The sequence below is a fragment of the Lederbergia panacisoli genome, from assembly GCF_024626525.1.
GTDB lineage: Bacteria > Bacillota > Bacilli > Bacillales > Bacillaceae_C > Lederbergia > Lederbergia panacisoli.
Window position 1 is genome coordinate 101,283 of record NZ_JANJGU010000012.1, and the last position, 19,901, is coordinate 121,183.

At 34.5% G+C, this 19,901-nt stretch carries 16 protein-coding genes; 2 read left to right on the top strand and 14 right to left on the bottom strand.

What is annotated here, in order from left to right; translation table 11 throughout:
- Positions 1-45: 45 nt before the first annotated feature.
- The 4 genes from NQ185_RS15260 to NQ185_RS15275 form a co-directional block, all read right to left on the bottom strand.
- Positions 46-912: a carbohydrate ABC transporter permease gene (locus NQ185_RS15260; protein ID WP_257582836.1), complete on the bottom strand. Its 867-nt coding sequence runs from the start codon at positions 910-912 to the stop codon at positions 46-48.
- Positions 913-929: 17 nt separating this feature from the next.
- Entirely contained in the window at positions 930-1,799 is an 870-nt protein-coding gene (locus NQ185_RS15265; protein ID WP_257582837.1) for a carbohydrate ABC transporter permease, read from the bottom strand.
- Between the two features lie 233 nt (positions 1,800-2,032).
- The gene (locus NQ185_RS15270) at positions 2,033-3,322 is read right to left on the bottom strand and encodes an ABC transporter substrate-binding protein (RefSeq protein ID WP_257582839.1); all 1,290 of its coding nucleotides are present in this window, start codon (positions 3,320-3,322) and stop codon (positions 2,033-2,035) included.
- A gap of 257 nt (positions 3,323-3,579) precedes the next feature.
- Complete coding sequence (locus tag NQ185_RS15275) at positions 3,580-4,485, bottom strand: LysR family transcriptional regulator (RefSeq protein ID WP_257582840.1); 906 nt, start codon at positions 4,483-4,485, stop codon at positions 3,580-3,582.
- A gap of 168 nt (positions 4,486-4,653) precedes the next feature.
- Between NQ185_RS15275 and NQ185_RS15280 the strand changes: the two genes are divergently transcribed.
- Positions 4,654-5,451, top strand: coding sequence for a sulfite exporter TauE/SafE family protein (locus NQ185_RS15280; protein ID WP_257582841.1), 798 nt, complete (start codon positions 4,654-4,656; stop codon positions 5,449-5,451).
- A gap of 265 nt (positions 5,452-5,716) precedes the next feature.
- Here NQ185_RS15280 and NQ185_RS15285 read toward each other — a convergent pair whose 3' ends face one another.
- The 3 genes from NQ185_RS15285 to NQ185_RS15295 form a co-directional block, all read right to left on the bottom strand.
- Complete coding sequence (locus tag NQ185_RS15285; protein WP_257582842.1) at positions 5,717-5,959, bottom strand: Gfo/Idh/MocA family oxidoreductase; 243 nt, start codon at positions 5,957-5,959, stop codon at positions 5,717-5,719.
- Positions 5,960-6,112: 153 nt separating this feature from the next.
- Positions 6,113-7,132 (bottom strand): NAD(P)-dependent oxidoreductase, encoded by a 1,020-nt coding sequence (locus NQ185_RS15290; RefSeq protein WP_257582843.1) that lies wholly within the window; start codon positions 7,130-7,132, stop codon positions 6,113-6,115.
- Between the two features lie 98 nt (positions 7,133-7,230).
- Positions 7,231-8,340 carry a Gfo/Idh/MocA family protein gene (locus NQ185_RS15295; protein WP_257582844.1) on the bottom strand — a complete coding sequence of 370 codons (1,110 nt, stop codon included), beginning with the start codon at positions 8,338-8,340 and terminating at the stop codon, positions 7,231-7,233.
- 394 nt (positions 8,341-8,734) lie between these two features.
- Here NQ185_RS15295 and NQ185_RS15300 point away from each other — a divergent pair, with 394 nt between their 5' ends.
- Entirely contained in the window at positions 8,735-9,907 is a 1,173-nt protein-coding gene (locus NQ185_RS15300) for an AraC family transcriptional regulator (RefSeq protein ID WP_257582845.1), read from the top strand.
- Positions 9,908-10,211: 304 nt separating this feature from the next.
- Here NQ185_RS15300 and NQ185_RS15305 read toward each other — a convergent pair whose 3' ends face one another.
- The 7 genes from NQ185_RS15305 to NQ185_RS15335 form a co-directional block, all read right to left on the bottom strand.
- Positions 10,212-11,009: a hypothetical protein gene (locus tag NQ185_RS15305; RefSeq protein WP_257582846.1), complete on the bottom strand. Its 798-nt coding sequence runs from the start codon at positions 11,007-11,009 to the stop codon at positions 10,212-10,214.
- Between the two features lie 1,045 nt (positions 11,010-12,054).
- A complete protein-coding gene (locus tag NQ185_RS15310; protein WP_257582847.1) occupies positions 12,055-14,304 on the bottom strand; it encodes a helix-turn-helix domain-containing protein in 2,250 nt (749 codons plus the stop codon).
- A gap of 47 nt (positions 14,305-14,351) precedes the next feature.
- Positions 14,352-14,819, bottom strand: a complete 468-nt coding sequence (locus NQ185_RS15315; protein WP_257582855.1) for an MgtC/SapB family protein — start codon at positions 14,817-14,819, stop codon at positions 14,352-14,354.
- A 102-nt stretch (positions 14,820-14,921) separates the two neighbouring features.
- Positions 14,922-15,695, bottom strand: a complete 774-nt coding sequence (locus tag NQ185_RS15320; RefSeq protein ID WP_257582848.1) for a Cof-type HAD-IIB family hydrolase — start codon at positions 15,693-15,695, stop codon at positions 14,922-14,924.
- A gap of 22 nt (positions 15,696-15,717) precedes the next feature.
- Positions 15,718-16,611, bottom strand: a complete 894-nt coding sequence (locus NQ185_RS15325; RefSeq protein WP_257582849.1) for a carbohydrate ABC transporter permease — start codon at positions 16,609-16,611, stop codon at positions 15,718-15,720.
- 12 nt (positions 16,612-16,623) lie between these two features.
- Complete coding sequence (locus tag NQ185_RS15330) at positions 16,624-17,502, bottom strand: ABC transporter permease (RefSeq protein WP_257582856.1); 879 nt, start codon at positions 17,500-17,502, stop codon at positions 16,624-16,626.
- Between the two features lie 175 nt (positions 17,503-17,677).
- Positions 17,678-19,312: an extracellular solute-binding protein gene (locus NQ185_RS15335; RefSeq protein WP_257582850.1), complete on the bottom strand. Its 1,635-nt coding sequence runs from the start codon at positions 19,310-19,312 to the stop codon at positions 17,678-17,680.
- Positions 19,313-19,901 lie beyond the last annotated feature (589 nt).

Below are 19,901 nucleotides of genomic sequence, written 5' to 3' on the forward strand. Positions count from 1 at the left end.
GCTTTGAGTATTTTTTTAACCAATTTTAATTAGCACTAAAATTGCTTATCCTTTTACTGCTGATGATAATAAGCTTTGAACAAAATGCTTTTGGAAGACAAAAAACATAATAATTAGTGGAATAGAAATAATAAGCGTTGATCCCATTAATAAATTATATTGAATATTGAATTCACCTTGGAAAACCTTTAAACCAAGTTGAACTGTTCTCATCGCTGGACTATTTGTATAAATTAATGGATTAAAAAAGTCATTCCATACATGGACTGTTTTTAATATTCCAAATGCAGCAATTAAAGGGCCGCTTAACGGTAAATAAATTCTAATAAAAGTACCGAAATATCCTGTACCATCTATATAAGCAGCCTCATCCAATTCCTTCGGAAATGATTGAAAAAATTGTCGCGCCAGAAAGACTCCAACTGGTGCTGCTAATTGCGGAATAATTAAAGCATAATACGTGTCAAGCCAGCCCGTTCCTCCACTTCCTAAAATATTATTCCCGCCAAAAAAAGGAATACTTTTCATAATAATAAATTGGGGAATGATTGTTACCTGGGGAGGGACCATTAATCCAAGTAATAATAAAATAAATATGATATCTCTTCCTTTAAATTGAAGGCGTGCAAATGTATATCCTGCTAGTAAACTAACTAAAATACTTCCTCCTACTGCAAATAGAGTGATGATAATGGAGTTTTTAAAATATGTCCCCCAATGAGTTGCCTGCATAGCTAATATATAGTTTTCAAATTTCCATTCTTTCGGGAAAAACGATGCACTTCTCGTAACAAATTCCGCATCACCTTTTAAGGAGGTAAATATAATTACAAACAAAGGTAATGCCATAATTACTGAAAAAAGCGTTAGGACAATATATGCGATTATTTTATTGCGCTTTTCATGTTTCATTTGTAGTTTCCTCCTAATTATGAATCGCTTTCCTTTGGATTTAACCAATAATTTATTAATGTAAATACAAGTGTAATTATAAGTAAAGCAATAGACATTGAGGAAGCGTATCCCATATTGAAGGTTTCAAATCCAGTCTTAACAATTTCGTTTACAATAGTTGTTGTTGCATTTGCAGGTCCTCCACCTGTCATAATATAAACGATGTCGAAAACTTGGAAAGAGGTAATTGTGTTCATAATAAATAGAAAGAAAGTAATCGGTCTTAATAGTGGTACTGTAATAGATAAAAATTTTCTTACAGTATTTGCACCATCTATACTTGCCGCCTCATATAACTCCTGAGAAATCCCCTGTAAACCTGCCGTATATATAATCATCGAAAAGCCAATAGCCATCCAAATTCCAATTATAATAATAGCCGGCAACGCAGTTTCCGGATTTCTTAGCCAGTGTTTTCCTGTACCACCAAATGCCTTTAATACTAGATTAACTGGTCCATTTTGTGGATCATATATCCACAACCAAGTCATCGCTACCGCCACGCCTGACATTACCCCTGGCAAATATATAATTGCTCTGAAAATACTTGAACCTTTTATCTTTGTATTTAAAAACGTTGCTACTAAAAGGCCTATTATCATACTTGGAATAACAGTAAAAATCCAAAAAAGTCCAGTATTACGTAGAGCAGCTTTAAATTTAATATCGTTAAATAATTTTTCGAAGTTATCAAAACCAATCCAATTTCCCGGATTCATGGGGGTGTAATTGGTAAAACTAAGATAAAAAACCCATATTAAAGGAATCAAAATAAATATCCCATATACTATTAAATAGGGACTGATCATCAAATAGGGTAATGTTTTATTCCATTTACTGTTCATAGTGATCCTCCGTTATTACCGTAGTGCTACCTGGTATTCTTTAAATCCGCTTTAAAAATCATTAATCCTATTAATTTCCGTTTACTAAACAATCTTCCTCTTTAATTAACTGGTAAGAACGGATAATACTCTTATAAAATACTTCAATTAATTATTAGTAAAAGAATGATATTTTAATTTTATGTATAAGCCCTGCTATATTTATAATATAGAGGGCTTATAGGAGGTTAACTTTATTCTAGACCCAATTCTTTTCTTAATAGTTTGGCATTTTCCTTAAATGCTTCATCTACAGGACGTATTCCATTATATGATTCTTCCAACGCTAAGCGTAAATAATCCATGTTCTTACTCCAGTGTTCTGTCGGTGAATATCCCCTAGCATCCATTAGTGCTTCAAATACAATTTCATTTTGTGGAGCCAACTCTTTAAAATCATTTTCCAATGATTTCAATGGTACAGCAAAACCGGTCTGCTTCGAAAAGTCTAAGGCATTTTCGGCATTAAACCAAAATTTTATTAGCTCCCATGATTCTTCAGGATGTTTAGTATTTTTGTTCATTGTTAGGAATGTCCCCAACATTAATGCTGTTTGATCACCATTAGGTCCTTTTGGTGGTAGGGACCAACCAATATTATCGTGACCGACAGCATTAGCAAGTGTCTCAATAGTAGGAGAAGATGCAAACGACATTGCAGCTAAATCATTTTCAAAATTTGAACCTTGCAGTTGTTGTTGATGTGATGGGATTATCGCTCCATCATTAAATAAATCAACCATTTTTTTAACTAATTCAATTGATTCTGATTCGTCAAATCGCGGATTTCCGTTTTCTTCATAAATATCTATATCCTGTCCCAATAACATTAATAAAGAAAAATAAGATTGCTCACCATTTTCAGTTTGAATATCAATTCCTGCCCTTGTTGTTTCTCCATTTTCAACAACTTTCAATTTCTTAGCATATTCAAATACCTCATCTAATGTTTGAGGTGGTTGTTCTGGATCAAGACCGACTTCTTCAAAAAAGTCTTTTCTCCATACTAAGGGGCGTACTTCTGGAAATAATAATCCATACTGTCCATCTTTATATTGACCCGCTTTTAAAATAGATTCAAAAACGTCATCTTTACCTTCCCAATTATCTTTTTCTATAAATTGATTTAAATCCATGTACTGATCTTGCATAACTGTAAAAATTAATTGTCCATAACCCAAACCATGCACATCGGGAGCTGTTCCTCCCGCATACCCTACTGATAACTTTTGAAAGTATTCGCCCCAAGGGATTGCTTCCAATTCAACCTTTATATTTGGATTTTCTTCTTCAAATTTATCTAAAATATCTCTTACAGCTGTTTCAACTGTACCAGTTCCAGGGAACCAAACATTTAAAGTAACTTTTTCGTTTTCATTACTCTTTCCTTTGGATCCGGTTTCAGAAGATGGAGAACCGCATGCAGTTAATAATAGTAAGGAAAAAACTAACGAAATCAGGCATAAACTTTTAATCTTTCTCACTAATCGTACCCCCCATTATGATTTGAAAGCAGTTACATAACTTTTCAAAAAAATCTATAACTCTATTACCACTCTATACAACTTTTACCTCCTCCAATAAGCGCGAATTATTTCAATATTCATTCCTTGGAAATATCCTATCATCATAACCTGCTTTTGAGAATTACAACAATATCATATGGTATAACCAAAAGTTATAGGTATAAAGTTTGATAGAATTTGCTAACTTTTTATTCCAACTATATATAGATTTTCAGTCATTTCCTTTCCTTTACAAACTGTATAAATTTCCCAAGCCCAATCTTCCTGAACCTATGATTTTTTTGAATCATATATAGATCCCTGGATAAGTTAAAATTTGAAACCTTTACCTCTCGTAATAATCCAAATCTTAATTCTCTTTTTACTGTTTGTTTAGGAATAAAAGCAATACCTAAATCAGCTTCAACTGCACTTTTTATGGACTGGATGCTTCCGAGTTCCATAAACCAATTAATATTTTCAATAATGCCACGATCTTTCAAGGCATTTTCAATTAATCGTCTTGTGCCAGATATTTGTTCTCTCCAAATCATCTTTTCTTCGGTCAACTCCCATACATTTACTTCCTTCCTTTCCCTCCAACGGTGGCTAGGTGATGTTATTACTATTAATTCGTCTGTAGATAATTTATCAATAATGATGTCCTGATCTATAAGCTTCTTTTCCTCTTCCAAGATTCCTTCTACCAAACCAATATCAATAATGTTATCTCTTAGTTTTGATAAAATCTCCGGAGTATTTCCTATCGACAGATTAAATCTTATATTTTCGTGATTTTTTGTAAAGTCTCCTAATAATTCCGGTAAAGTATATTCTCCTATAGTTTGACTGGCTCCAACATTAAGAAAAGTTTCAAGTTTGCCGTTTATATAATCCACCGCTTCTTGGGATCTTTTATAAAATTGTACGATTTCTTTTGCATAATCATATAAAGTTGCTCCTGCTTCCGTAAGAGATAATTTATTTCCCGCCCTATTAAAAAGCAATGCATTATAACGATTTTCCAACTGGCGAATCTGTTTGGTTACTGCTGGCTGAGATACATATCCAATACGTGCAGCCCCACTTATTGTCCCCTCTTCAACAACATGACAAAACATTATTAAACTTTCAATATTCATACTATCTCTCCTGATAATTTAATATATTTCATATTATCACGAATATTTAGAAATTAGTAATCAATAATTTATTATAACTTTAAGTTATAGACCATGCATTTATTTAAATTTACCCTTGTTAATTTACATGCTACTTTAAGTTTAGATTAATTTTACCGGGAGGACAGTATGCTACATGCTTTTTTAATTTTCATCATTGCACTTTTAACCGGAACCTTTGGCGTTATTATAGGTGCTGGAGGAGGATTTATATTTGTTCCTGCTTTACTACTTTTTTTTAATATGTCACCCGTTGTTGCAGCTGGTACAGGGATTGTAGTTGTAATGATAAATTCTTTATCAGGGATTATTGGATATGCAAAACAACATAGAATAAATTATAAATTGGGAATTGTTTTAGCAGTAGGAGCAACCCCAGGTACATTTATAGGGATATGGTTCAATCGAACAAGTCCGTCACAAATTTTTTATTTAATTTTTTCAATAATGATTCTTGCTTTAGGATTATTTATATTATTTAAAAAAGCTCCGGAAGAAAATCTTGAAATAAAAGCAGAAATAGCTGCTTCACTAGATGATTATTCTAGTGATTCGGACCTTTTTAAACAATTTAAATTTTATACATTTTTAATAGTTGGCTTACTATTAGGTGTGGTTTCAGGTTATCTGGGTATTGGTGGAGGTTGGTTGCTTGTACCAATATTGATATACATATTTGGAGTACTACCGCATAACGCAACTGCTACCTCTCTCTTTTCACTTTGTTTGTACTCCACAATCGGAGTTATGATCCAAATAAATTATGGCAATATTGATTGGGCAGTTGTATTGTGGGGAGGTATAGGGGTATTATTTGGAGCCCAGCTTGGTGTTATATTATCCAAAAAACTATCCGGTAAATGGATCGTTAAAATGCTTTCCGTTATATTAATTGTGGTTGGCATTCAATTACTTTTTATTCATTAATTTTCAATTTAGCAGGAACCATGCAACCCCAAACGAACACTTACTAACGAATTATTCATGATGAAACCGCTAAGTTCAGCTTGGAGAGTGATGAAGTGAAGCGGTTGGATCTTCGGATTAGTTAAGTAGATTAAAAAAGTATGATCAAAAAATCCCACCTTCTTAATAGGTGGGTACTTTGCTATTATTTACTATTTCCTTTAACTGAAAAAAGTGCTTTTATAAGTATAAAATTAATCTAAATGATATCGATCATGCGTCTTTCTCAACCGGCATGAGAATGTATCGGCGTCACTAAGTGGACAGCATCATACTTACCAGAGTTTAGAACTTGATCAAGACTAGTAAAACGTTCATCAAATCCATATTTATCTCCATATTCATTCAGCAGAGTCTCATTAGTGTCGCAGATGCCTACCTCTTCCACATCGAGATGTAATTGGAAGATTGGTGCAAATTGCCCTCCAAATTGTAAACCGATAACAGCTATTTTAACTTTTTTGCCCAATAAACTTTCCCTCCCAGCATCTTCTATAGTTTATACATCTATCGAAATACTCATTTGTTCATAAGTCTTTTTTTCTGATACGAAAGACCTATATCATAATCAGTTTTGTGCCATTCCCCAACATAGTTTCCTATTTTGGTTGAATCTCATTTCTTATAGCGGCAAAAATTGTTCTGCTAATTTTTCTGCCCATAGTTTATTGGCATCAATAGTTCGCCCTGCGTTATGTGGTGTATGAACTACATTATGTCTGCCGAGTAAGGGATCAGTAAGTGGTAGTGGTTCAATATCAAAAACGTCCGCGGCTAAACTTAATTCATCAGCCAATACCCTTTCCCTTAAAGTTGGCACATCACATACTCCTGCCCTAGTAGCAAGTATGACTAAACAACCTTTTGGCAATGCCCGTATATGATCTGCAGTAATTAATCCTTCGGTAGATTTAGTCAAAGGCACCATAGGAGCGAAAATTTCTGCATCTTTTACTAGTTCTTCTAAGTGCCATTCTTTCCGCGAACCTGAACGATGGAAACTCGGTTCACTTGCATAAGGATCCCAACTAGCGACATCAGCCCCCAAAAAGTTTACAAAACTTGCATAGCGACTGGCAATATTTCCTGCACCAACTATACGCACTCTTTTACCTTGAATAGTACCATTAGAAAAATTAGGGTTATCTCCAAATTGATGTCCTCTAGCACCAGGACGTCCTCTATTTTCAGGGGCGTCATAGTCCCATGAATCTAGGTTTGTAATTATTTCATGGTGTGTTTGCGGGATCCGTCTTAACCCACAAATGGTTAATCCAAGTGCAAATTCCGAAACTGACTGTCCCCAGAATCCCTCACTAGGCTGATTATAAATGCGTACTCCTTTTTGCTCGAGTTGTTCCTTGCACACATCTGATAATTCACTGCCATACCCGTGTGTAATTACAGCCTCTTTTAAAGAGCTAAACAGTTGGATATCATTGCTCGTTACTGGAACACATAGAGAAATCAAACGTGTAACACTGTCTGGATTTGGAGCAATTTCCCCTATACTTCGTTCATCATTATCATTTAAACGGTAAAACTCAACTTCTCCTTGCCTTTCCATTACTTTGCGAAAATGATCAGCTGCAAAGGGCCATACTGCATCAAAGTCTGGATGTACAACAAATACGGTTCTCATAATACCCCTCCCCTTTTTTGTAAACGCTTATACTTTTTTGATCATTACTTCCAAATCCCACCGCCGAATGTTCTTCATTCATGCTAAATTGCAACGGTTTATTTAAACACAGGCAACGGAATGTGCTTGCCATTCATCATTGCAGATTCATGTGCACAGAGCCCAGCGCTAGTCCAGTTTGCAGATGTATATACATCAGGAAAAGGAGAGCGATTTTCAATAATACTCATAACAAATTCGTGTGCGAGATGCGGATGGGATCCTCCATGGCCTCCTCCTTGTGTAAAAGATAAATGCTGATTACCCTTTGAATCGTATACACCCTCTGTTGTGAATCGTTGTATGGATTCCGGCAATAAGTATGCATAATCAGGCACATTTACACGTTTGCCATCTTCACCAATGAAAACGATAGGATTTTCACTCAACAATTGTTGCCATTCAAAACTTGCCTTCTCGCCATAAACATCAAAACTCTCAATATACTCTCTAGATGTTTCAAAAAGAGATCTAGTAACTTCCATCGCCAAATTAGAATTTCGTATTTTAAATAAAGCCGTTTCAACTGCGAATGGAGATCCGTATTTTTCTGTTAGGTTTTCCGCTATTTGTCCGGAACCAAAACAGGATACATATTCTGCCTCATTTTCAGCAAGAGCTAATAAGGGTGAGATTGCATGTGTGGCATAATGCATAGGAGGCAACCCTTCCCAATAACCTGGCCACCCCGCCATCTCCTGTTGATGCTTTCCTCTTAAAAATTGGATTCTTCCGAGTTTGCCAGTATCCCTTAACTCTTTTACATATAAAAATTCCCTTGTATATACCGCAGTCTCCATCATCATATATTTTTTCCCCGAAGCTTGCTGCGCCTCAACAATTTGCCGACATTCTTCAATTGTCGTAGCCATCGGAACTGTACACGCTACATGTTTGCCGGCCTTTAGCGCAGCAATACTTTGCTTAGCATGCAAATGGATGGGAGTATTTATATGAACAGCATCTATTTGATCATCTTCCAATAATTCCTCAAAACTGGTATAACGTTTTTCAATATTAAAGTAGTCTCCAATTTTGTTTAAATTTTCTTCATTTCTTTGGCAAATTGCATACATTACAGTATTAGGATGGTTTTGATAAATAGGAATAAACTCAGCTCCGAATCCTAAACCAACGATTGCTATGTTTATCTTTTTTTCGTTCACCACATCACATTCCTCCTAAAAAACAGTTTCTTTTTATAATTCCAAGATATCGTTGACGAACAATCAATTTATTCTTTTTTCACTTACTCGTAGCACTAAAAAATCAGTCGCTAATCCATAATTTGAAAATGACCAGTAAGATAAGGGAAGATAACTCCATTATTCATATGTTTTTTTACAATCCTACTCACCTTTCCTTTCCACTACTATTTGAAATATTCTAAAATCATCTTTACTTCAGAGTATATCCGATGTTTTTTTGTTAGTCTATGAGATTTCTTATATTATAAATTGAGTTTTTTTACATTGCTTAAGATATTGAAACCCTTATTTATTACTGATATATTCAATATAATTGATACAGCAAACATAATATCGAAAGAGGGATTTGAAAAATTTGACGAAGGTTAATTATTTTTCTAACTTTAAAAATCGAAAACAAGTCGCTTTAATCATTGAAACTTCAAATGAATATGCCCGAGGATTATTATTTGGAATTAGAAAATATATTCGTGAAAACAGGGGATGGTCTGTCTATTTAGGAGAATACGGGAGGTCCAATACAGATTTAACTTGGCTGCTCAACTGGGAAGGCGATGGAATAATAGCACGTATAGAAAATGAACATATTGCCGACTATATTTCAAAAATTAATCTACCAACCGTAGACTTGAGCGCTGCGCGATTACTTCCCAATTTACCCTTTGTAGAAACTAATGATGAGTCTTTTGCCCAATTGGCTGCTGATCATTTAATAGAGAGAGGTTTCAAATACTTTGGTTTTTGTGGAAATTCCAGATATAGCTGGTCAGATCAGCGTAGTTTACACTTTAAAGAATACATACAAGATTTAGGATTTCCATGTTATACGTTTGACTCGTATTCCCATCAGGATAAATTTCGATATGTAGAGAGAAAAGAGATGGCGCATTGGGTCAAAACTCTTCCAAAACCAATTGGCATCATGTCTTGTTTTGACTCGCAAGGCCAGCAATTACTAGAAGCTTGTCGAATTGCAAAAGTTTCAGTTCCCGATGAGGTTGCCGTAATCGGTGTAGATAATGATGAACTCCTTTGTGAGTTAGCTCAGCCCCCATTATCTAGCGTTATCCCAAACTCATTAAAAACAGGATATCAAGCAGCATTCCTGTTAGATCAAATGATGAATGGAAAAAATTTCGAAAACAAAAAGTATCTAATTGAGCCATTGGGAATCAAAACACGCCAGTCAACTGATGTCTTGGCGATTAATGACAAAGTTATTGCAGACGCCCTTAATTTTATTCGCAACCATGCTTGTGATGGTATAACAGTGCAAGATTTATTAGAGGTTACCCCACTTTCACGGAGAATCTTTGAAGACAGGTTTCGAAAAATAGTTGGGAGAACACCGCACGAAGAAATAATATCCGTTAGACTTAAATTCGTTAAACAACTTTTAACGGAGACAGATTTACCATTGTATGAAATTGCTGAAAGGGCAGGTTTTAAACATACAGAATATTTAAGTGTTGTATTTAAGAGGGAATTAAATATGTCTCCAAGTGAGTACAGAAGTAAGTCAAAGTAACAGAACTCATTTTTCTAGATTAAATATCAAAGGAAGAAACTATAAATATCCCAATTTATTTGATAGAACAATTATGAAATGTATCGGATATTTAGTTTTATCCAAAAAAAACGAATCTGATTTCGCTGCTAAAATAAAATAGTTCGAATCATGGCGAAAACGTAATTTTATTCAATAATTCTTGTGATTCTATCTTCATATGAAAGTTAAACTAAAAGAATATAAAAAATAAGCACGTTATTTCCGAATCACCTTATAACAGGATTCTAGAATAACGTGCTTACTCCAAGCTCAACTAAGTTCTTTACGGCCCTTCTTTGCTTTCAACATCTTCCTTACTATCATCCGTTGGCGGGTTCTCAGGCTCTTTAGGTTTGACAGGATCTTGTTCACCTTGTTCATCTGAAACTGGTGGTTTAGTTGATTCAGGTGGTTCGGTTGACTCTGGTGGTTTCGGCTCCTTTGGCTCTTCTACCTTTGGCTTTTCGGTCTTAGGCTTTTCCGTTTTGTCTTTATTATCTGTGACTGGTTTTTTATCAGCATTCTCTTCCTTTGACTTGCCTTTTGGCTTTTCATTATTCGTTTTCGGCTTTTCCGTTTTCGGGCTTGTTTTGGCCGGATTTGTTTTTACTGGATTCGTTCCTTCTGGTTGTGTAGTTCCAGGTTTTTTAGCGGTGTCAGTTTTGCTCTCGGAAACAGACTTGTTAGGGATGCTAGTCTCATGTTGATTATTCGGTGTTGGCGTATAAGTAGATTGTTGGGTATTTTGAGTGACATTAACCTCTTCTTCCGTCTGTGTGTTAAGTGAATCATCTGCTTGTGCCGTTATTTCTTCTTCACTCACTTCATCCAGATTTTCATCAATTTCCACTTCTTCTTCATCCTCAACCGCTTCAAGTTCCTCATTCGAAGCAGTAGAAGCTCCCTTTAACTCTACATCACTTTGTATCTCTTGATGTATTTCTATTTCCTCGCCAACTTGCGCATATTCATCACTTTCAAACATCGAGACACTCTTTTTCCAGTAAAGATTACCACCCACTAAAAAGGCAATTCCCAAAGCTATAAACGATAAAACAAATACAGTGCCTTTTTTCGGCATTCAACTCACCTCAAAAATAACAATATATACAAGCTCTTTAAAATTAGCTTTTTTCTTATATCCTATGAAATTAATTATACCTAATTTTTAAAAAATACCCTTTCTATTATGATATAACGAATGTCATAATATTGCTAGAATTTGTCATTAAGAATAAATTTTTCTAGGAAATTGATAGAATAGCAGGAATTTAATCAAAAATAATATCTATTTTTGGGTACTCACTTGTGCTCTTTTTTTAAGCCCTTTAGAAAGATCAGACCCTATAATTTTCATCTCCCGATCATAGGAATGGCTTCTTATAAACTAGGTGGATAAAATCATAGAAGTGCTCGAAATGGATTCTATTGTTGATGTACTAAGCTTTTGGCTCGATCATAAGGGGATGAAAGTTCAGATACTTTGCACCACCTTTAGGACGTCCATCAGGGTTTCTGTAAACTATTTCTTTTGGGATGAAGAAGAGTTTTTGGGTTGGTGTGGACATAATTAGCATGTATAGTGTAGAAGATGCTTTAAAGTTCGCCCCAAAATTATCATTAGAAGAATTTGAAGAAGAGATACAAGGAAGGAATTTGAAAATACGGAATTCAAAAAGACCTGGGATGAAGGAAGATGTAAGTTTTAAATTCTACGGACGTAACAAGTAGAAAAGCACAATCTTCATAACCCAAGTACGCACAATTGACATTAACTTTATAATCGTATAAACGCTGGTTAGCAAATTAAAGCCTTGAGGTTCGCTTACACATGGTAACACGCACAAATAGATTCTAAGTAATTGGCGGGAGGGCGTCTCCCCTTCTACCGACTACTTAGAATCGAACTTCATGGTAAATGGTAATGCAACTAGACTTGGCACTGCTGAGGTTGCAGTGGTTGCATTTAAATATAAAATATTCAGTTAAATATAAATCTTTATATTCCTATTATTGGATGATACTGGTAAATGTCTGTAAGTACCATGAGTGGCGTGAGTACCTAGTACTCGCCCAAAATGAAAATCGGTGAATTTTTTTGGTCCAAAAAGTCCCCTTCCAACTCTTCAAGAAGATAGATACTGTCTATATTGCCCAGGAGTTAATCCTTCTTCATTCCTGAACTTCCTAGTAAAGTTAGCAACATCTACGTATCCAATATCTTTTACAATTTCTCTTATAGGTAGGTTCGTTTCTAATAGCTGTCTTTTAAATTCTTCCGAACGCAAATTCCAAATATACTGTGTAAAAGTAAAGCCTGTTTGTTCCTTAATAAATCTACTAATATAGGAAGTTGACAAACTAAATGTTGCCGCCAAAAGTTCTAGGTTTAAATTATTGGATTTATATTCGTTTTGGATATAGGCTATAATATCATTCCTCAATTGAATATTATTACTTTCTTTCCTAATATCAACTTCTTCGCATACTAATTTAATCATTTTTATCAAACTAAATTTTAATTCCTCTAAAGATTGAAAGTCCACTATTCTATCAATATTTTGAACCTTATGGATAATCTCCAATTCAGCTAAATATTTTAATACTGTATTTATAATATCGAAACACATACACCTTATTAGTGGAATAGATATTTCTTCATTCCTTAAATATTGAAAAATAGATTCCAAGTTCTCAATGGCTAAATGAAAATCACCCTGTTTCAAACTTTGTGTAAATTTAACTTGGTACTCAGCTGGATACCAAATATTCCTTCCCATTTTTAAAGTAATTTCATCAAAAAACACGATATTACTATTTGTAACTAGATTGAATTCAATGGAAGCAAGAGCCTCTATATAAGAGTGATTAATATTCTCCATTCCTTGGTGGACATTTCCAACACCAATCTTTGGCACTAGACCGCTACCGGCACTCGCTATTATTTCTTTCATTTTTTCAAAATAAAGACTTCTCAATTGTAGATCTTGTTCATCGCCAATACTTACAATTAAAGCAATTGCTTTTTCATGGAAAAGTTCTACTCCATACCCCACGCATCCTTGGAATGAAACCTTTGATAATAAATCAACCATTCCTTCGCGCCCATAAAAATCATTTTCATCATTACCTTTATAAGAAATCACCATGACAAAATAACTATTACCATTAAACGAAAGATGAGCCTCCTCTGATAGAGTTTCCATATCAACTTTTATATTGCCTTTGATCATTTTTAATAAAAACTGGGCTCTAACAAATGGTTTTTGTTCTATTACCCGCTCTTCTAACTTTTTACTATCTTGAAACATCAACTCTATCGAATCTCTAATAATTTCCAATTCATCTTTACTTTTCTTTATAAGCCCCGTTCGTTGATTCGATTTCAAATATTGCGCTATGTTTTCAATGGGACGATATTGTCTTACTGATAACAAGAATGCAGAAATTACTCCAAATACGGCTATGATAGAGAAAATAGATATTATCATTTTTTTCAACGCTGATAATTTACCGTAAAACTGAGCTGTCGGGATAGCGGTTACAAAAGTCCATCCACTTATATCTGACTTAATCCTTACTAATGAATACTTTTCGTTATTAATATTTTCGTTAATTACTTTCGTGTCACTATTCGCGAGACCATATAAAGCACTAGAATCAAGTAATTTACCATTATTATCCGATGCAAGTATTTCATTTTCTTTATTAAAAATATAAATATTCCCTTGAAAATCACCAAGAATATTGTTTATTAATTTAGTTAGAGTCTCCTGCTTAACAAAAAATATAACCTTTCCATATGATATTGAACTACCCGGTGGAACTGGATAAAAATAAGCAATAATGTTTTTGGGACTCTGTTTCTTATCTGATTTAAGTTCAAGGGGGTATATAACAGGTTGTGACTCACTGTAAATCGTCTCTTTGAATTTCGTAATCTCAGACTCTTTTAACTTATGATCATATTTAATAACCGTGTCAACTGTGGTCACACCTTTTGGTGAATAGATATAATCATCTTCGTCATAGTATAAATATAAATCATCAATCAAGGAGCTATTTACTTGGTATTTACTAAGCTCTTGAATTGCCTCAATATTGTAATAAGGTTGCCTTACCATATATGGCGTTAAACGATGATCGGTAGAAATTCTAGTTGCAATGTTTTTTAATTCCTCCATACGGGAATCAGTTAGATCTCTTACCTGCTCTAATTGGGAATAATTCGACTGAATAATTTCCTCTTGCAGACTACTAACAGACATTTGATAGAATATAATACTTATCGTTAAATAAGGGATCAGGAAAATGATAAAATAAGATATTAAATACTTATAAAATAAATAAGGCTTCTTTATTTTAAATTTAACCATTTTATAATCACCCCAACCTTATAAATACAGAGGGTTGCAAATATTCACTACCCACTTAATGTCGATGTCTTCGTTTCCTTGTCTAAATGTTTTTTTTCAAAAAATACTCCTAAGTGAGCTAATATGAATGTTAAAAAGGTCGCAAATATAACAACCCCATAAAATCCCGCACCGATACCTATGCCTACCCCACCAACAAAGAAAATCATCGAGGCTGAGGTAAGCCCCTTCACTTGCAGCCCGTCCTTTAAAATGACACCAGCTCCTAAAAAGCCTAATCCTGAAACAATTTGCGCCGCCAATCTTAATGGATCGACTCGTACATTTTCATGAATGCCGCTATACTTTTCTACACTAACTATTGAAATGAGGGTAAGTAATGTGCAAGCAACCGCAACGTATGTATAAGTTTTTAATCCTGCCGGTTTATGCTTGGACGTACGGTCCCAACCAATTAAAAACCCCAATATCGCACTGATCAATATTTTAAAGTAAATTTCATATTCGACAAACATCGTACTTATATAGTGTAACACAATACATATCACCTTCCTTTCCAACTCGTATTTACGAGAAACAGTACCAAGCGTAAGCTTTCACTTGGTACCTTCAATAAATTACGCTAATTGAAAACGATTAGATAATAGCCCAACTTCTTGTAAGCCACGAACAATTCCATCATTATCTGCATCAGAAGTAATAAAATCCGCGTGTTTTTTTACCTTTTCATGGGCATTTCCCATTGCGACCCCTACACCAGCCGCTTGCAACATTTCAATATCATTCAGTCCATCGCCAAATGCATATACATCCTTCATATCTATATTAAGTTCTTTCACTATCGATTTAATTCCCTCCACTTTAGATCTACCGGTTGGTATAATATCTAAAGCCTCCTTGCCCCATCTGACAAATGAGTAATGTTGCGAAAAGTTATCTAGATAGTCAACCTCATGTTCCTCGGCAAATAGAATAGCCTGAAATATATTTGAATAATCCAATGGAAGATTATTCATATGTGCCTTTTTCCAGTCTTCTAAGCTTTTAAAACCTTTATCTTCATTACGAATTGCAATTTCATCCAAAAATATGATTTGATGATTATTATTTTCAATTTCTTTAGTCAATAATTTTAAATAAGTAGGGTCTAGGTAATTTTTTGATATAGCCTTGTTTGAATAGACTACATACTGTCCATTAAAACCTACAAAAGATGTCATATTCAATTCTTTTGTTAAAAGTTGTATATTATTTGGTCCTCTTCCAGTTGCTATTGCAGTAAAAATGTTATTTTTCTGCAACTCTGCAATTGCCTTTTTAGTGGTCTCAGCGAGAGTACGATTACTTCCTAATAACGTTCCATCAATATCAAAAAATACTGCTTTCTTCATTGTACAACTCCTAATATTATATTTACTCTTTTATTGAACCAATCAAAACCCCTTGTACAAAGTATCTTTGTAAAAATGGATATACAATTAGTAAAGGTAATGCTGCAACAATTATAACCGCATATTTAACGAGTGCTGCCGTTTTAACCTGTTCCACTAAAGAATCTCCTAATGCCGCGCCGCCCCCTGCTGCAGTATCTATTTCATGAATGATTAAAATTTCCCTTAAAATCAATTGTAAAGGATATAAATCGACATCCGATAAATAGATCAAAGCTGAAAAGTATTGATTCCACAAGCTTACTCCATGAAATAGTGCCATTACAGCGATGATGGGCGTGGATAATGGTAGAACAATTTTAAAAAAGATATAAAAATCCGATGCTCCATCAATTCTTGCTGCCTCAACCAACTGATCTGGTACATTATGTTCAAAAAATGTTCTTGCCACCAAGATCGACCAAGCTCCAACAACTCCAGGTACGATAATTGCCCAGATTGTGTTCACCATTCCAAGTGACCTAACAACTAAATAAGTAGGGATTAAACCTCCATTAAATAACATGGTAAATAGTACAAACCAAAGTATTAACTTTTTCCCCATTACTTCTTTTCTCGATAATGCATATGCACAAGGAAGTAATATAATAAGATGCAAAACAGTTCCAAGAAGTGTATACATAATGGTATTTCTATATCCAAGCCAAATTGCATTATTTTCAAGAATAACTTTATATCCTTTCAATGTAATATCAACCGGCCATAACCACATTTTTCCGGTACTTACAGCGGACGGATCACTTATAGAAGCACTAATTGCGAAAATTAGTGGGTAAATAATGACAATCGTTACGATGAGTACAAGTATTTTATTTAATATATCAAATGTTTTATCGGATAGACCTCTGCTAATCATTTATTTCACCTCTTACCACAAACTATTTTCACTTACTCTTCTGGCAAAATAGTTAACTATGATTAATAAAATTAAATTTATTACGGAATCGAATAATCCAATTGCGGCAGAAAAGTCATATTCCCCGCCAATAATCCCTGTTTGATAAACAAATGTTTGAATAATATCGGAGGTCTCTGAGTTAAGCGCGTTTTGCATTAATAGCACTTTTTCAAATCCGATAGACATGAATTTTCCAATATTTAAAATGAACAACACAACAATGGCGGGCATAATGGAAGGGATATTAATATACCAAATTTTTTGTACCCTTGTTGCCCCATCTATGCTCGCTGATTCATGAAGTTCTGGATTGACACCCGCTAAAGCTGCCAAATAAATAATCGTTCCCCAACCTAATGACTGCCATTCTCCAGACCACACATAAATATGTCTAAACCAGCCAGGACTAGTCAGGAAAGGAATGGCTTCTCCACCAAGCTTGACGATAACATTATTTACTAATCCACTAATTGGATCTAAAAAGGCAATTAGCATCCCAACTACTACAACCACTGAAATAAAATGGGGGGCATATGTTAATGTTTGCATCCATTTTTTAAATGCACCATTTTTTAATTCATTTAGCGAAAGGGCGAACAAAATGGGCAAAGGAAACAATGCTAATTGATAAAAACTAATCGCAAACGTATTTTTTATTAATCGCCAAAAGTAATATGAATTGTAAAAGCGTGTAAAATGTTCAAAACCAACCCAAGGACTATCAGTAATACCAAGGGTAGCAATATAATCTTTAAAGCCTATTTGCACACCATACATAGGAATATAATGAAAAATAGTGAAGTAAAGAACAGCCGGCAGCAAAAAAGCATATAGTTGCCAACTTTTCATAAAACTTCTTTTTACAGTTAAAACACGACCCGGAACAGAAATCTTTTTCGAAGGATTAACTGTACTTACTTCCTTGATTTCCAAGCGATAACCTCCTAGGCAATACTATACGGACAACAGAATAGTTATCCGTATAGTATTCATTCACAATAATGTAAACAGCACTGTAAGCAAATTAACTATTAATAAATCTATCGTAGGCCGCCTTTTGAATCTCCATATATTCACTTAATCTCATATCCTCAATCGTTTTAACATATTTATCCCATTCAGAAAATGATACGTTTCCAGAAATAAACTTGTCTCTCATTTCCTCTACATATTTTTCAATATCCGCTGTAAGGGCTGCCATTTTTTTACTTTCTTCACTTGTAAAAGTGAATCCTGGCCATGATTCCTCAATCATAAATGGTTTATTTTTCTCAGCAGCAGTTAAAAGCGCCGGCAAATTTTCTGTTCCTTGGAAAAATTCCTTTTTAATAATACCTGGTGCCCCTCCGTTTGGATATGTTAGATATTTTGAGATTGCTTGGGACATTGTTAACCCATCAGGGTTGTTGATGATTTCATCTAAAAACTTATATCCCCCGTCATCTGTTGTCTCATATGTTTCACCTTCAACACCTAAATAGTATAGCTTCGAACCCTCATCACTATAAAAATGGTCAACCCACCTAACAGTTGCTGCAGGGTATTTATTATCTTTCGTAATTACAAATCCATTGATTCCAGCAAGTGTTGGATAGACATTGGAATATAGCTGATCACCAAAAGGTCCTTTTAATGCTATTCCACTATCATAGTCATCTTCTCCTACTCCAAATGCACTTTGTGTACTCCAGTAAATCGTACTTCCATATAAACCTTCGGAACCATTAGCAAGATAATTACTATGATCAATTGTAAAAATATTTTGTTCGATTAGATTTTCACTATATAACTTGTTAATATATTCAAGCATTGCTTTGTATTCGGGAGATGTTGGAATAAATCTTAACTCGTCTCCCTTAGGGTCCATATCAATATATGGGTGGGCGGTACCTCTATTTCCTAAGCCATATGATCCCTTTAACCAATTTACTAAGTGATTCATACTATTGGCACCGAACGGAACCTCCCTGCCTGATCCATCTCCAAGCAAATCATTTTCTTTAACAGCGACCAAGAAATCATAGAATTCATCCACTGTAGACGGCACATCCATCTTCAACGCTTCAAGCCATTCTTTTTTAAACCAAGGCCTTGCACCAATACGATACGAGGTGAAATCTTCCGATCCAATCGTAGGGAACGAATAAATATTTCCGTCTGGGAATGTAAGTCCTTTTTTAATTTCAGGATTTTGTTCAAATATTTTCATAAGGTTCGGTGCATGTTTTTCAATTAAATCATTCAATGGAATAAAAGTGCCTTGCTCACCAAATTTAAGAATATCTATATTAGGCAACTCGGCCGAATGGAGAGCATCCGGTAACTTTCCACCTGAAGATAATAACAAATTACGTTTTTCCTCTAATCCATCCTGTGGTGTCATTTCCCACACAACATCGATGTTACTTAATTCTTCATACTTATTAAAGATCAATACATCGTTCCAATCTTCGGCTGCAGCAGGTCTTCTCTTCACAAACATATTAAGCGTAATTTGTTCTTTAACAATCGGAAGACCGGATTCTGTTAGATTATCTAAAGACTCATCCTTAGCTTCTTTATCTTTATTTGCAACATTCGCCTTATCGCTATTACATGCTGATAGAACTAAAAAGAGAGATAATAAAATAGCCACAATTTTAAAATTTCTGAATTCCAATTTCAAACCCCCAACTTCTTATTTTTAAAACTAAGTATATCCCACCTAATTGCAGTCTTATAATTTCTGAAACTACCAATCACCCCCGGGAAGAATTAAATACGATGATTTTCACCTTATGTACGCGCTTCCAATTCGCTTCATTAATCCTTTAGAATTTTTACTTTCATCGAATATATAAAGCGCAAGAAGTTTTGTATATATGTAGATGATGTTGTCCCTATGTTGAATTTGACAAACCCTTGGTAAACCTAAGTTTTCGCTTAACCATCTACAATTAACTCCAGAATCTCGCACAGATTAAATTTAGGTTTGATAAAGTTTATGAGGTTTTGGTATGTAAGATAGGCAGTGGTATTAATTAAAATAATGGATAAATGAAATGACATACTTTTCCTGACAAGATCGATCGATAACAATTGATGAAATTCCGGCTAGAATTGGTGAAAGTTTGATTAGGATTGGATGTAGTATAAATAGTGGACGACAGAATTGACGTATGTTTAAATCATAAATAACATACAAAAGGGCGTGTTTCCACATGGCAACGTACAAATCTTATGATGCAGTATTTAAAGAGTATGTCACA

Excerpts from the sequence above, each read along its gene's own strand:
- NQ185_RS15260 (WP_257582836.1), bottom strand. The coding sequence starts at position 912 with ATGAAACATGAAAAGCGCAATAAAATAATCGCATATATTGTCCTAACG.
- NQ185_RS15265 (WP_257582837.1), bottom strand. The coding sequence starts at position 1,799 with ATGAACAGTAAATGGAATAAAACATTACCCTATTTGATGATCAGTCCC.
- NQ185_RS15275 (WP_257582840.1), bottom strand. The coding sequence starts at position 4,485 with ATGAATATTGAAAGTTTAATAATGTTTTGTCATGTTGTTGAAGAGGGG.
- NQ185_RS15280 (WP_257582841.1), top strand. The coding sequence starts at position 4,654 with ATGCTACATGCTTTTTTAATTTTCATCATTGCACTTTTAACCGGAACC.
- NQ185_RS15290 (WP_257582843.1), bottom strand. The coding sequence starts at position 7,132 with ATGAGAACCGTATTTGTTGTACATCCAGACTTTGATGCAGTATGGCCC.
- NQ185_RS15305 (WP_257582846.1), bottom strand. The coding sequence starts at position 11,009 with ATGCCGAAAAAAGGCACTGTATTTGTTTTATCGTTTATAGCTTTGGGA.
- NQ185_RS15310 (WP_257582847.1), bottom strand. The coding sequence starts at position 14,304 with ATGGTTAAATTTAAAATAAAGAAGCCTTATTTATTTTATAAGTATTTA.
- NQ185_RS15315 (WP_257582855.1), bottom strand. The coding sequence starts at position 14,819 with ATGTTTGTCGAATATGAAATTTACTTTAAAATATTGATCAGTGCGATA.
- NQ185_RS15320 (WP_257582848.1), bottom strand. The coding sequence starts at position 15,695 with ATGAAGAAAGCAGTATTTTTTGATATTGATGGAACGTTATTAGGAAGT.
- NQ185_RS15325 (WP_257582849.1), bottom strand. The coding sequence starts at position 16,611 with ATGATTAGCAGAGGTCTATCCGATAAAACATTTGATATATTAAATAAA.
- NQ185_RS15330 (WP_257582856.1), bottom strand. The coding sequence starts at position 17,502 with ATGAAAAGTTGGCAACTATATGCTTTTTTGCTGCCGGCTGTTCTTTAC.